At 34.9% G+C, this 14,769-nt stretch carries 9 protein-coding genes, 2 tRNA genes and 1 pseudogene; 5 read left to right on the top strand and 7 right to left on the bottom strand.

Annotated features, from left to right (window positions below):
* From B3J44_RS09910 to B3J44_RS09885, 6 genes and pseudogenes are all read right to left on the bottom strand, one after another.
* Positions 1 to 230: pseudogene (locus tag B3J44_RS09910) on the bottom strand (TolC family protein); the annotation flags it as partial.
* 362 nt (positions 231 to 592) lie between these two features.
* Positions 593 to 1,414 (bottom strand): AraC family transcriptional regulator, encoded by an 822-nt coding sequence (locus B3J44_RS09905; protein ID WP_286968208.1) that lies wholly within the window; start codon positions 1,412 to 1,414, stop codon positions 593 to 595.
* A 313-nt stretch (positions 1,415 to 1,727) separates the two neighbouring features.
* A tRNA-Asp gene (locus B3J44_RS09900) sits at positions 1,728 to 1,801 on the bottom strand.
* A gap of 698 nt (positions 1,802 to 2,499) precedes the next feature.
* A tRNA-Asp gene (locus B3J44_RS09895) sits at positions 2,500 to 2,573 on the bottom strand.
* 86 nt (positions 2,574 to 2,659) lie between these two features.
* Positions 2,660 to 3,586 (bottom strand): DUF58 domain-containing protein, encoded by a 927-nt coding sequence (locus tag B3J44_RS09890; protein ID WP_253787055.1) that lies wholly within the window; start codon positions 3,584 to 3,586, stop codon positions 2,660 to 2,662.
* A complete protein-coding gene (locus B3J44_RS09885; RefSeq protein ID WP_286968207.1) occupies positions 3,583 to 6,150 on the bottom strand; it encodes a M1 family aminopeptidase in 2,568 nt (855 codons plus the stop codon). Before B3J44_RS09885 ends, B3J44_RS09890 begins: the two co-directional genes overlap by 4 nt.
* A gap of 959 nt (positions 6,151 to 7,109) precedes the next feature.
* Here B3J44_RS09885 and B3J44_RS09880 point away from each other — a divergent pair.
* The 4 genes from B3J44_RS09880 to B3J44_RS09865 are packed head-to-tail and all read left to right on the top strand — an operon-like array spanning position 7,110 to position 11,500.
* Positions 7,110 to 7,541, top strand: a complete 432-nt coding sequence (locus B3J44_RS09880; protein ID WP_286968206.1) for a DUF4625 domain-containing protein — start codon at positions 7,110 to 7,112, stop codon at positions 7,539 to 7,541.
* On the top strand, positions 7,538 to 8,008 hold the full coding sequence (locus tag B3J44_RS09875; protein WP_286968205.1) for a DUF4625 domain-containing protein: 471 nt from the start codon (positions 7,538 to 7,540) through the stop codon (positions 8,006 to 8,008). Before B3J44_RS09880 ends, B3J44_RS09875 begins: the two co-directional genes overlap by 4 nt.
* Before the next feature lie 10 nt (positions 8,009 to 8,018).
* Positions 8,019 to 10,226 carry a TonB-dependent receptor gene (locus B3J44_RS09870; protein ID WP_286968204.1) on the top strand — a complete coding sequence of 736 codons (2,208 nt, stop codon included), beginning with the start codon at positions 8,019 to 8,021 and terminating at the stop codon, positions 10,224 to 10,226.
* 50 nt (positions 10,227 to 10,276) lie between these two features.
* On the top strand, positions 10,277 to 11,500 hold the full coding sequence (locus B3J44_RS09865; protein WP_286968203.1) for a hypothetical protein: 1,224 nt from the start codon (positions 10,277 to 10,279) through the stop codon (positions 11,498 to 11,500).
* A 187-nt stretch (positions 11,501 to 11,687) separates the two neighbouring features.
* Here B3J44_RS09865 and trxA read toward each other — a convergent pair whose 3' ends face one another.
* On the bottom strand, positions 11,688 to 12,005 hold the full coding sequence (trxA, locus tag B3J44_RS09860; protein WP_068844792.1) for a thioredoxin: 318 nt from the start codon (positions 12,003 to 12,005) through the stop codon (positions 11,688 to 11,690).
* Between the two features lie 231 nt (positions 12,006 to 12,236).
* On the opposite strand from trxA, the gene B3J44_RS09855 reads away from it, so the two are divergent.
* On the top strand, positions 12,237 to 14,708 hold the full coding sequence (locus tag B3J44_RS09855) for an AsmA family protein (protein ID WP_286968201.1): 2,472 nt from the start codon (positions 12,237 to 12,239) through the stop codon (positions 14,706 to 14,708).
* Positions 14,709 to 14,769 lie beyond the last annotated feature (61 nt).

Here is a 14,769-nt window from a genome sequence, read left to right as displayed (position 1 = left end):
TCTGGCAGTCGGAGTTCTTTTCTTTCTTTGATATTCTGCTCTGAGAGCGTGACCTCCAATTGAGATCTAAGGATTTTTTTATTGTTTTCTTTAGCCAGCTTCAAAGCTTCTTGCAATGAAACAGTATGAACTTCCTGCGCTTGTAAGCCATTGAATGCTAATATCATTAAGATTAACAGCAGGATTCTGGGAAAACACTCGTCTGTAGAATTTGTTGTTTTAAGGAACATGAATAATTAAATATTTGATGCTGCAAAGTTCCTTCATTTTTCTCGTGACTGATAATTCTAAAAAGCCAAGAACATATTCATTTCGGACAAACGTTAAAATCGTATATTCCGAAAACGTTATATTAAAACATTGAAAAACAATTTATTACAAAACAGATTTTGATTGTGATATTTCACGCAGATTTTAATAGATTTTAGCAGATGCGCGCAGATTTTCCTTTTTACTCTCGCAGATTTGTCAGATTGTGCAGATTATAAAGCATTTAAAAAAACTGTGAAATCTGCGAGATTTTTTTTTATGCGGAATAAAAAAGAATCTGCAAAATCATCTAAAATCTATTAAAATCTGCGTGAAATAAAAACTATTTACTTTCCAAAATCTCTTCTCCGTTTAAGTAATCGGAAGGTCTTTGCCCTAAAATCTTGAAGAAAGTGTTGCTGAAAGTCGGAACGCTATTGTAACCAACTTCTTCGGCTACCTCTTTTACCGAAAGTTTTCTTTCTAATAAAAGTTCGATTGCTTTAAGAATTCTTCGAATAGTATAATATTGAATAAACGACATGCCAAGATCTTTTTGAAACAAACGATACAAAGAGCGTTCGCTGAAACCAAATTCATGAGCTACATCGGCAAAGAGAATCGTTTCTCCGAGGTTATTTTCAATATAACGAAGAATCTTTCCAAGTCGTTTGTCTTTTGGCTGTGGTAATTCTAAAGGAAGATTATTGGTGCATATTTGCGGAAGAATCGCTTTTATCGCTTTAGCAATGGCAAAGTTCGGAGTTCCTTTTTTAAGATCACCGTTCCATCGATTGGTAAAAAGCATCATTTGCAGCAATAAGTTATTAACTGGATAAATTCCTTCTACTTTATAAAAGTCATCTTCGTCTTTTTCAACAGGAAAATACAGATTTCGCATTGTCACACTTTCCGATTTCGGCTCGATGCTATGCTCCACTCCACTCGGAATCCAGATAAAATGCCTTGCTGGTAAAAAGTACGTTTTGGTTTCTGTGGTCACAAAAACAACATCGCCTTCTGCGTAAAGTAATTGCGCTTTAACATGTCTGTGTGGCGGAATAAATAATTCACCCATTAAATCATGGTGACAGTAAATGCTTTTTTTATCAGCATCTACTTTCTTGATGTAGTATTTATCGAGTTTCTGACCAGAATGTTCCATTGGTGTTTAATATAGCACTTTTAGTGATATTAAAGATAAGAAGAAAATTGGATTGTAGATTTAACCGCAAAGCACAAAGGAAAGCACAATCCCGATAGCTATCGGGAGCAAAGCTTTTTATATTTAAAATTTTAGCCACAGATTAAAAGGATTAGAAGGATTTTTTAAAATCTGTGTTAATCTGTATAATCTGTGGCTAAATTAAACTTTGCGCTCTTTCCGTAAATCTTAGCTCCCGATAGCTATCGGGATTGCGGTTAAATAACAAAAACAAAAAAGCCTTTCCGTTAAGAAAGGCTTTTAACAACTTAGGCGGTCTGGACGGGACTCGAACCCGCGACCCCATGCGTGACAGGCATGTATTCTAACCAACTGAACTACCAAACCCTGCGTTATTGCGAGTGCAAAAATACAACAGATTTTCGTTTCTGCAAGCGTTTTTTCAAATAAAATTTCGACAATTTTTTAATTAGTTAAAATCCAATATTTTAAAAATTGACTTCTAAATCAAAAAAGAAGAAGTTTCTTTCTTTTTAACCACAAAGGCAGATGACAATACTAATCTTTGTGGAGTTACTCGTGGAGATTCTTCCTTCGTAAGAATGACAAACTTTATGAAATTTTGAATTTGACAGAGAACATAGATCATTATATTAAACATAGCCCGTGGTTTCAACCACGGGAAACGGATTGTGATTCTGATTGTGTCCCCGTGGTTGAAACCACGGGCTATATTTTAATATTATAGATAGAAAATCTTTGTAGAATTACTCGCGAAGATTTCTCCTTCGTCGAAATGACAAACAGTACGTTAAAATTAGAATTACAATAAAACACAAAATCCGCAAAGCTTTAAAAAAACTTTGCGAACTTCGCGTAAATCTTAGCGCTCTTTGCGGTTAAAAGCAAAAAAAACAAAAGTGTCTTAAATCAAAAAAGCCATCCACAAAAGTGGAAAGCTTTTCATTGGTCTAACTACTAAACCAGCTACGAGTTACAAAGTCGTAGCAAAACAACACAACTAATCTTAGATACCGTATTTGGGCAAAAAAGCCTTTCTGTTAAGAAAGGCTTCCCCAATATTGCGGTCTGGACGGGACTCGAACCCGCGACCCCATGCGTGACAGGCATGTATTCTAACCAACTGAACTACCAAACCTCTGCGTTATTGCGGTTGCAAAGATAGAACAGAATTTCGTTTCTGCAAGTGTTTTTGTAAAAAAAATGAAATAAATTTTAAAATTTTTACCCAAAGTTTTGTTTTTCAACCAAATATGTAGTCAATATTTTTTCAAAATTATCGCCAACATTTACCGGAACGTACTTAATTTGGTTCTTCGCACAGGTTAAAGCTAAGTTTTTAAAGTAGGCTTCTACCCTTTTTTCATATTCAATTTTAACATTATCAGCAAAAATCGAAACCTCTTCTCCCGATTCTAAGTCGATAAACTTTCTTGGCGTGTTATCAAAATCAAACTTCAATTCGGTTTCATTATCAACTACATGAAATAAAACTACTTTGTGTTTGTTGTGTTTTAGATGTTGCAATGCGTTGAATAATTTCTCATCGTCTTCGGTCTGAAACATATCGGTAAACAAAATAATCATTGAACGGCGATGCATTTTCTCCGCAATCTGATGTAGATACGTAATCGTATCGGTCGTTTTTTTGACTTTTGGCTGAACCAATAATTCTTCCAATTTATTCAAAAGCATTCTATGATGGCGATCGCTTCCTTTCTCTGGTGCGTAATATTCATATTTATCTGAGAAAACGCTTAAGCCAACTGCATCGCGCTGTTTCTTTAAAATATTCATTAAAACCGCCGAAGCCAAAACCGCAAAACCAATCTTCTTTTCATAAAAAGGCTGATTTGATTTGAGTTCAGGATAATGCATCGATGACGAATTATCAACAATCAGATGACAGCGCAAATTCGTTTCTTCCTCAAAACGTTTCGTGTACAAACGATCGGTTTTAGCAAACAATTTCCAGTCAATATGTTTGGTGCTTTCTCCAGCGTTATAGACTTTATGCTCGGCAAATTCGGCCGAAAATCCATGAAACGGACTCTTGTGCATTCCCGATATAAAACCTTCCACAACCTGATTCGCCAGCATTTCGAGATGCTGAAAACTGGAGACTTTTTCTATTTCCGATTCGATTTTCATTCGGTTTCTTTTTTAATATTTTGTGCTTTATAAAGCAAATCTGTCGCCTGAAACAATTTGCGTTTCAAGATCGGACTAAAATTAGGGTTTTCTTTTAAGAATCGCTGTACTTCATCAAAAGCAAATTTCGAAGAATACTTCCCAACAGTATTATCCAACCAATCTTTCGGAAAGAAAATATCTCCTGTTCGCTGAATTTCATCAACCAAATCTAATGAAAATCTAATATACTTTTGCGCACTTTCCTGACGAAGCGGATGATTTACATTTGCCAAACCAACAGAAACCCACGATTCTTTCTCTCGGTTTGCATCGTCTTTTAAAGATTCCATAAAAGCATTTCGAACCGATTCGTCTTTTGATAATGAAGGTAATAAAAACTCAAAACGATTTTGTTTATCTGGATTTGTGAAAGATGTTCTGGTTTTCTCCAAAATCTCATCGGCTTTTGGATGTTTAAAAATCGCTAAATTCATTGCCATATTGGTGTAATCGTCTTCATTTAGCTTCAAATTCGGAATAGAAATTTCTCTGTTCCAAACTTTATACAAACTGGCTTTCGCCGAATTAGAATAGGCAATCGAGCTGAATAATCCGAATAATGTCTTTTTGATATTAGCTGATAAATTGGCTTGTAAGCGTTCGTATAAAACACCTTCTATTTTTTTCTGAACTTTATTCTGCTGTTTTTCGGTAAAAAATCTCCAATAGATCGTATTTAAACTTCCCGTCGCTATTCGCAAAACCAATTCATTTTGCTCAGTCTGAATTCCTCTTAAAAAACATTCAAAAGCTTTTTCTGGCGAAACATTTCCAATCAAAGTATTTTCATAAAGATTACTATAAATGGAGGCTCTAGCCATTTCATCTTTTAAATCAGCAATATAATTTAAATTATTTCCGTCAAGCGGAAAAACTCCATATCCAAAACCATTATAATTGTAAACTACAGCGATTGGTTTTTCAAGTCCGATGGCTTCTTTTACGGCAGTATTTTTATCATTAATATTGACTGACAAAACTTTTACCTCTTTTGTATAAACTAAACCAATCTGAAAAACCTGAGGCCAGATATTATCTGATTTATCCTCGGCTTGTTGTTGAATTTCAAAACTTTTAATTCGGTTTTTAGCATCATATTCTATTTTATCTGTAAAAATGGCTCCCCCCGATTTATTTACCCAGACATCACTCCATTTTTTCATGTCAAGCGGAGTTTCAGCATCGAGAAGTTCTACTAAATTATTCCAATCGGCATTGTCGTTGGCATATTTCTGAATGTATTTTTGAATTCCTTTCTGAAACGCTTCCTTACCCATCGAAGCCTCTAACTGACGCATCATAATTGGCGCTTTGTTGTAGATAATAGCTCCGTAAAGTGAACCCGCATCTTTCAAATTCGCCAAATGCTGTTTAATTGGATGTGTTCCTAAAGATCGATCTTCCGCGAAAGCGCTAGGATAATGCGCCGTAAAAAACTGCAGATTATGATTGACTTTTGGAAAAATCGGATTCATGATTTTATCAGCCATGAAGTTGGCAAAAACCTCTTTCATCCAAACGTCATCAAACCATTTCATGGTTACCAAATCGCCAAACCACATGTGTGAGGTTTCGTGCGCGATGAGTTTTGCACGATTTAGTTTTTCGCTGTCGGTTGCGCTATTATCCAAAAACAAAGTCGATTCTCGGTATTGAATCGCTCCAACATGCTCCATTCCGCCATATTGAAAAACAGGAATTGAAGCGAAATCTAACTTCTGAAACGGAAATTTATAATTGGTATATTTTTCTAAAAAGTTTAACGATTGCTGATGCAAATTGAAAATAGTATCAGCGCTTACGCGAAATTTCTCAGGACTATTTTCACGATACAGCATCGTCATTTTTAAACCTGGCTTTTGTGTCGCGCTTTTGAATTTTCCTGCTACAAAAGAGAATAAATACGTACTCATTTTGTCTGATTCTCCAAAAGTGTAGGCTGTAAAATCACCTTTCTCCAATTTCTCTTTAACATCGGCTCCAGCCAAAACCGACCACTCTTTTGGCACAGAAAGTCTTAATTTATAAGCTGCTTTTAAATCTGGCTGATCAAAACAAGGAAACAAAGTACTCGCGCGGTCTGGAACTAACAACGTATATAAGAAATCGTCGTTTCTATTTAATGACAAATTACCGGCGATAAATGAAATAGAAACTGTATTTTTTCCTGAAACCAAAGCCGAAACAGGAATTACAATATGACCATTTTCATGAACAATTGAAAGCTTTTTTCCGTTTGCCTCAACCGTTTTTATATTAGAAGTTTTCTCTTTAAAATCTAAAATTAACGGCTGACTTAAATCAGACAAATTCAAGTTTACAAATAGTTTAGAGTCTATATTTTCTGCTTTCTGATTCGGAATTTCGAAAAACAAAGTGTATTGAAGATCTGAAATCTGTCTTTTACGAAAATTTGCCAGCTGTTCAGAAACACCGTTTTCAAATAATTCACTTGCTTTTGACTGAGAAAAACTATTGAAAATCAATATAAAGAAACAAAGAAAGCTGTAGAAAATTTTCATTTTTAAGAAATATAAGATTTGATAAAATTAACAAAAGCATTGATTTTTCACAAACAATTACTGCAACAACATTGCATTTAAAAATAAGATTTCTATATTTGCAACACTATTGCATTAAACAGCATGAAAAACCTCATCTAGAAGTTAATCTTCACGAATGAAAAAGAAACTTAAATTAATAAATCTCTTTATGCCTTTGATCGTATTGTTTGCAATACTTTTTCCGGCTGTCCATTCGTATGAGCATATTTTAGACACTCATTCTTGCAAAGAAAAACTCGAGTTTTCTGTTTCTGAAAAACCGCAATTCAAAGCCAAACTGCATTCGTTTCATAAATGTTCTATTTGCGATTTTAAATTCAGTGCAGTTGGCACATTTGAATTCAATGCTTTTCAGTTTTTCAAGAATAATCCTGTTGTAAAACACCTTAATTTTTACAGCAAACCTCATTTTGCATTTTTTAAGGGCTCACTATTTTCCCTTCGAGCCCCGCCTTTTTCACTATAGTTTTTTTGTGTTTCCGATTGTTTTGCAATTCGGCTATCTAATTGTTTTTATGATTTCAAAATCTAAAAACATTCAAAAGCTATTTCATTTATTTTAAGCATTTAATAAACCATATTGATATTGATATTGATATTGATATTGATATTGATATTGATATAGCTTTTTCTACGCAAAAAACTTCCAAATTTTTATCGATTAACGCATTCAGAACTAAATCCTTATTCAGGTTTCTAGTTATTGCTATGCTGTTTTACTAAAGAAAAGATATATGTCGCCTCTCTGAGGCTTTTGCATAGCTCATAAATTCTTTTCTATAAATATTTCGTCCCTCTGGGACTTAGTCAAATTTCCTATCGCTATTTCGTCCCGCCAGGACTTGAATATTGAAATCAATATGCCCTTTTGTAATCCAAATACCCTTTATAAAATGATCAAAATCAAATTAGAAAAAATGAAAACAACAAAACTTATTCTGGCTTCGCTCTTTGCTGCAATGGCTTTTACAAGCTGCAGTAACGACGATTCAGAAGAAAAACAAGCAATTCCAACTATTGACAAAATCGAGCTTGGTCTTAGCAACAGCGAAACAGCAACTATTGGCGCAGATTTCCATTTTAATGCAGAAGTAACTGCTGCTGATAAAATCGAAAATGTACAAGTAAAAATTCTACAGAAAAGCACCGAAACATACTCGAAAGTCTGGTCGCACGAAATCACTTGGACTCAATATGCAGGCGCAAAAAACGCAACGGTTCACAAACATTTTGATATTCCAGAAGATGCTGCAGAAGGCAAATACGACTTCATCATTATCGTAAACGATCAAAACGGAAGCAAGCTGGAAGTGAAGAAAAACTTAACCATTATAAATCAAAAAATATGAAAAAATTAAAGCTTTTAATGGGCATTTTGGCTCTTACTTTTATTTCATCCTGCTCCAGCGACAAAACCGAAATCGACAGCGAATATCCCGTAATTGATATCACTGGAGCAAATGCTTTTCCGATTCAATGCAGCACGATCGAACGCGGAAAAACCTTCACTTTCAAAGCCACTTTTAATGACAATGTCGCTTTGGGTTCTTACAGCCTTGATATTCATCACAATTTCGATCATCATACACACAGTACAGAAGTCACAACTTGTGAAATGGAAGCTGTAAAAAGTCCCGTAAAACCAATGCTTTTCATTAACAATTATACCATTCCAAATGGTGTGAAAACTTACGAAGCAACGGCACAAATTACCATTCCTGCAGATGTTGATCCCGGAGATTATCATTTTATGATTCGCTTGACGGATAAAGAAGGCTGGCAGACGCTGAAAGGATTAAGTATTAAAATTTTATAAGATCAGATTAATGAAGAATGCCTTATCCAAGTATTGGAAATTTTGTTTTTTACTTATCAGTTTATTGGTTGCGACCGAAGCTTTTTCTCAAAATCAGCCTTCAGAAAAGAAACCAGAAATCAAAGAACTTAACGAAGTTTTAGTTAACGGAAATTCTATTGAAAAACGCAAAAAAGAAGAATCACTAAATATTGAAACGGTAAACAATAGTTTCATTCAGCGTAATCTTGGCGGAAGTTTGATGCAGTCTTTGCAGAAATTGCCTGGCGTTAAAACTATTTCGATTGGCTCTGGAGGCTCAAAACCGCTTATTCGTGGTTTGAGTTTCAATCAGGTTATTGTGGTGGAGAATGGCTTGAAACACGAAGGCCAGCAATGGGGCGCCGATCACGGACTGGAAATCGATCAATATGCTGTCAATCGGGTAGAAATTATAAAAGGTCCTTCTTCATTTATTTACGGATCTGATGCTGTGGGCGGTGCGGTAAACATTAAGCCTTTGTCTCTTCCACTACAAAACACTTTTGGCGGAAGCGTTGATCTTACCGGAAAAAGCAACAATGCGCAATTTGGAAGTTCTATTAATTTATTTGGAAGAAACGAAAATTGGTTCTTTGATTCTCGAGTAACCACAATGGATTACGGCGATTATCGCGTTCCAACAGATATGGTTCATGTGTATAGTTATGCTGTTCCGTTATATAAAAATCATCTTAGAAATACGGCTGGAAAAGAACTTGATTTCCATTTAAGTTCGGGTTATTCTGGAGAACATTTTAAATCGGTTTTCTATTTCAGTAATGTGCATACCAAAAGCGGATTTTTCGCGAATGCGCACGGACTCGAACCTCGAAATGTAGATCTGGAATTACACGACAAATCGAGCCGTGATATTTTGATGCCGTATCAGCAAGTCAATCATTTGAAAGTTAGCAATACTACCTCTTTTCAATTCGGAAATCATGCTTTTGAAACACAGATTGGTTTTCAGAATAATTTTAGAAGAGAATATAGCCATTATGTCAATCACGGTTATATGCCGCCAATTTATCCTGAAAACATGTACGCTCGACAAGATTTGGAACGTCAATATGATAAAGATGTCTGGTCGTTTTCTGCTAAAGATGAATTCAGAATTAATAATCATCAAATTACGATTGGTTCTAATATAGTTTTTCAGCAAAATGAAATTGGCGGATGGAGTTTTTTAATTCCGTCTTTCACACAATTTAACGCTGGTTTATTTGCCTACGATAAAATTGAACTGAACGAAAAATGGTTTTTAAACGGCGCTGTTCGTTACGATTACGGAAAAATAAAAATGAAATCGTATTACGATTGGTTTCAAAGTCCCGTTTCTGAAAACAATCATACGGAAATGGAATATTTACAGCGTTCTCAAGATTTGACCAAAACCTTTGACAGTTTTACATGGTCGATTGGTGCAAATTATAATCCTGGAAAGCTTTCGCTGAAAGCCAATTTGGGTTCGAGTTTTAGAATGCCAATTGCCAAAGAACTGGCTTCAAATGGCGTAAATTATCATTATTTCCGATTCGAAAAAGGAAATCCGAATTTGGATGCAGAACGTTCGTATCAATTGGATTTAGGAATGGAATGGAAAGCACAAAACCTCTCTTTTCAACTGACGCCGTTTGTTAACTATTTCCCGAATTTCATTTATCTCAATCCAACTTCAGCGCACGATATTTATTATGGCGCAGGAAATCAGGTTTTTGAATATGAACAAAGTAAAGTCTTTCGTTATGGCGCGGAATTTCAAACTCGTTATTATTTCCTAAAATCTTTAAGTGCAGAAATTGGTGCCGAATATCTTTATTCAGAACAAAAATCAGGAAGCAAAAAAGGCTATACAATTCCGTTTTCGCCACCGCCATCTGTTTTGTTCGGATTGAATTATGAACCTCAAATCTCCTTTTTAAAAGAACCTTATTTTTCTATTGATTATCGTTTTACGGCGCAGCAAAATAATATTGTTCCGCCTGAGAAAAAAACGGCTGAAAGTCATGTTTTTAATGTGGCTTTTGGCTCAAAAATTAAAACAGGAAAACAGGATATCAGTCTCAATATTCAGATCCAAAATTTATTTAATACAAGATATTTAAATCATACCAGCTTTTATCGACTTATCGAACTTCCAGAAGCGGGACGAAACATTATTGTTTCTATGAAGATTCCGTTTTCGTTTTCGCGATAAGCAAACCATTCAAAACTCAATTATTTACAAATTTTAAATCCTTTATTACAATGAAAAACAAGTTTTACAAATTATTACTTTTATTTGCTTTATCGCTTTTTGCGGTTTCGTGCAGCAACGACGATGACAATCACGATGATCACGATCACGATCACGACACATCAGAAGAACACACTTTTGTTCGAGTTTTACTTTCTGACGAAAAAACTACAGAGTTAACACTTTTTGATCCGCATGAAGATAAAATCAGTTCTTTTACTACTAAATTTCCAAAATCGTCTTTGTACACAACAGAATCTGGACGTTATGCGGGAATTGTTCACAGAGACAATAATTTCGTAGAAACTTTTGACAGCGGATTAGAATTACACGGTGATCATATTGATGTTGATGATGTTCCAAAATTTGGAATTTTAGCGACAAGCGCATTAAAACCAACGCATTTTAAAAGTAAAATTGGAGAAATCTTGACTTTTAATGACGGAGACGGAACGCTTTCTGTTGGTAAAGAAGCCGATGTAAACAAAGCTGGCTCAACTTTCAAAACGATAAATGCAGGTTTACTGGCTCATCACGGCGCAATGGCAACTTTTACAAACGGAACTTATGCGATCACTGAGAAAGACAATTCAGTAACAGGAACACTTCCAGAAAAAGTAAAAATCATTGACAACACAGGGAAAACACTTTTTGATGCTAAAATTGCGACAAAAGGAATTCATGGAAATGCTTCAGACGGTGTTTATGCCGTTTTTGGTTCGTCAAGCGGAATTTTGGTTGTAGAAAGCAACGGAAACCAAAAACTAATCGATCATCCATCAGATTTTGGAACAGCTTGGTTTGGAAGTATTTTAGAAACGGCTTCTGCTGGAAAATTCATTGGTTATACAGCTGCAAAAGGCGCTTATTTAATTGATGTTGTTGCTAATACCGTAAAACCAATTATTGCGAACACAACCATTATGCAATGCAAAACAAGTTACGATCGCAAAAAACTAGCTGTTTTATTGCATTCTGGAGAGTTTAAACTTTATGATATTAACAGTTTGCAAGCTGTAAAAGAAACTAAAGCAACTGCAGAAACGGCTACAGATGCTACACTAAAACCTCAAATGGCAGTTACAGACCGTTTTGCTTACATTACTTCGCCAACCACTGGAGAATTAGTGCGAGTAAACCTTACTACATTGGAAATTAAAAAGACTAAGGTTTCTAGTACGCCTTATATGATTACGGTTTTGGGTTATGAAAACAGCGAAACTCACAGCCACTAATTGATTTTCAAACAAAATAAAAAGGTTTTCTGCCACGACTCGAGCGATAGCGAACAGGCGAAGCAATTTCACAAATTTTCACAAATTTAATTCGTGTTAATTCGTGAAATTTGTGGCAAAAAAAACAAACCCAATAAAAAAGGTCCAACTTTCGTCGGACCTTTTTTATATCAATCGTAATCTAAGATTACAATAAAGCGTCTAAACTATCTGCGTAGGTTTGTTTCGGAGCTACTCCTACTTGTTTTCCTACTACTTCACCGTTATGAAACACCAAAACGGTTGGTATGTTACGCACACCATATTTTGCAGCAAATTCTTGGTTAGCATCTACATCTACTTTACCAACAACTACTTTACCAGCGTACTCTTCGCTTAATTGGTCAATGATTGGACCAACCATTCTACAAGGACCACACCATGCTGCCCAAAAATCTACCATTACTGGTTTATCTGATTTTAAAACTACTTCATCAAAAGTAGCATCTGTTATTGCTAATGCCATAATATATTAAGATTAAAATTAGGTCTGAAATATTAACTTTCAAACTACAGTACAAATTTAAAAATTTAAAATAAATCAAACACCATTACTAAATTAGTTTTCGTTATAAATGTATTATCATTAATTATAAGCTAAATAACTTTAAAATTACAATTTATTTGCTTGAAAATCAAACCAATAAAAAGTTAATATTTTTTGTAGTATCTTTAATACATTCAAAATTCAGCTACTATGAAAGAAGCTTTATCCAAAACCAAATCCTTTCTGCAATCTGATTCTTTTAAAAAATATGCCAAACGTTTTGGATATTTTATCTTGGGCTTAATTGTAATTCTTTTGCTTGCCTGCGGAGGTTTGTCTATATACTTCAATCGCAATAAAGCCGAAATTATTGCTAAAGTCAATACTAAAATCAACGAAAATATAAATGGCAAATTCCATATTAGAGATTTTCATTATAAATTTCTAACTGGTTTCCCGAACTTTACATTGGCGCTAAATGATGTCGAAATAAAAGACAATCAATGGCAAAGCCACAAACATACTTTGTTGAGAGCAAAAGAAATCGAAGCGCGTTTGAACATTTTGAGTTTGCTGCAGCACGAAATCAACATTCATAAAATCTTAATCAACGACGCTGATATTTATATTTATAAAGCCGAAAATGGTTATTCTAACGTCAATATTTTTAAACCGAAAAAGAAGAAAACACAAACCGACAAAGAGAAACCCGAAACGACAATTGACGAAGTAAACCTCAACGATGTTCATGTAATTATTGACAATCATCTGGGACATAAATTGTTTGATTTTGATGTGGCGAGTTTAGAATCTAAAGTAAATTATGGCGACAATAACTGGCAGACTAATTTGTATTTGAAAACCCAAATTAATAGTCTAGCCTTTAATACCGTTCACGGAAGTTTTGTTAAGGAAAAAGTTCTGGAAGGCAATTTTGATATTTCGTATGCTGAAGCCAATCAGAAAATAGATATTAAAACCAAAGGACTTAAAATTGGTTCTGACGTTTTTGATATTGTCGCTTATTTTAATATCGGAAAAAACAATTCGCTTTTTGGAATCAATATCGGAACGGATATTTTATGGCGAAATGCTTCCAATTTATTGTCTGCAAATATTAGTTCTAAACTTAACCAATTTGACATCAAAAAACCGATTAAGGTAAACTGCGACATAAAAGGCGATTTGAATGTAGAAGGCGATCCTAAAATTGTAGTTCAGGCAGACATTCGCGATAACGAAGTGAGCATTCCAGACGGTTTGTTTACCAATTGCAGTTTCAAAGGAATTTTCACTAACACTTTTAAACCCGAAAAGGAATCCAGCGATCCGAACTCGGCTATTATTTTAACCAATTTTAAAGCCGAATACGCAAGTATTCCGTTGACAATTGCACAAGCAGTTATCAATAATCTCGAAAAACCGATTGCCACAGGAGTTGTAAATTCTGACTTTGACATTTCGAAACTCAACGGAATGATGAATGAGAGAATGCTTCATTTTGAAAGCGGTCATGCCAAAGCCAATTTGAAATTTCAGTTTGATATTGTCGATTTGTACATCAATAAACCAAAATTTACAGGCGATGTAGATATTGCTGATGCCACATTCGATTATATTCCGAAAAAGATTCATGCCGAAAAAACGGCTGTACAATTGTCTTTTACACAAGAAGCACTTTACATTAAAAAAATAGCCTACAAACACAAAAAGAACATTATCCGTATTGACGGAAAAATCGATAATTTCTTAAATCTCTATTACGACGCACCCGAAAAAATGGTCGTAAACTGGAATATTTATTGTCCAAATATTGATGTAAAACAATTTATAGGCGTTTTAGAAAATTCTCCTAAACAAAAAGTGGCGGAGAAAAAACCAGTAAAAAAGAATGTCAATTTTACGAATCAGTTACGATCTGTAATTGAAAAATGTGCTGCTGTAATTAACCTCAAAGCCGATAAAATCACTTACGGATCGCTTACGGCAACCAATACTCTGGCCACAATCCAGATGCTAGATTCGAAGATTTTACTTAAAAACGGAACACTGCAGACTTCTGGCGGAAGCATAACGTTTAGCGGTTCTGTACAGCCAAGTGGCAACCAATATGTTTTTACTTCAAACGCACAGGTAAACAGAGTTGATATTGCGAGTTTTTTAAGATCTTTCAACAACTTCGGAATTAAATCTTTCAGTCCAAAAAACATTCGCGGCCGATTAACCAGTAATGCAAACGTAGCAGGTTTAATGAGCAGTACCGGCGATTTGATTGTGAATTCGATGAAAGGAAAACTAGATTTTAATGTCAACCAAGGCGCATTACTCAATTTTGAACCGATTATGAAAGTCGGCAAATTTGCTTTTCCGTTTCGCGATGTAGAGAATATTACTTTTAGCGATTTGTCGGGTTCGCTCAATCTTCGCGGCGAACAAATCGATGTCAATAAACTTACCATAAGTTCTAGCGTCTTAAATTTTGACATAAATGGCATTTACTCTTTCGGCCGAGGCACCAATCTTGCCCTTACCATCCCGCTAAGAAATTCTAAAAACGACGCCAAACTCGCCACCAAAGAAGAACGAAAAGCTGTTCGCGAACGCGGAATTGTCCTGCATTTGATTGCTTATGATAATGAAGGGAAAATGAAGGTTAAGTGGGGGAAGAAGGATAAGGGGTGATTTCATTGCTTTGAGTAATTTCACATTTTTTGTCATTCCGAGGAATGAGGAATTTTCATTG

This window comes from Flavobacterium sp. UBA4854 (assembly GCF_002399805.1).
GTDB classification, from domain to species: Bacteria; Bacteroidota; Bacteroidia; order Flavobacteriales; family Flavobacteriaceae; genus Flavobacterium; species Flavobacterium ginsengisoli.
The sequence above is the reverse complement of the archived record's forward strand: the minus strand, read 5'-3'. Positions and strand labels throughout refer to the sequence as shown.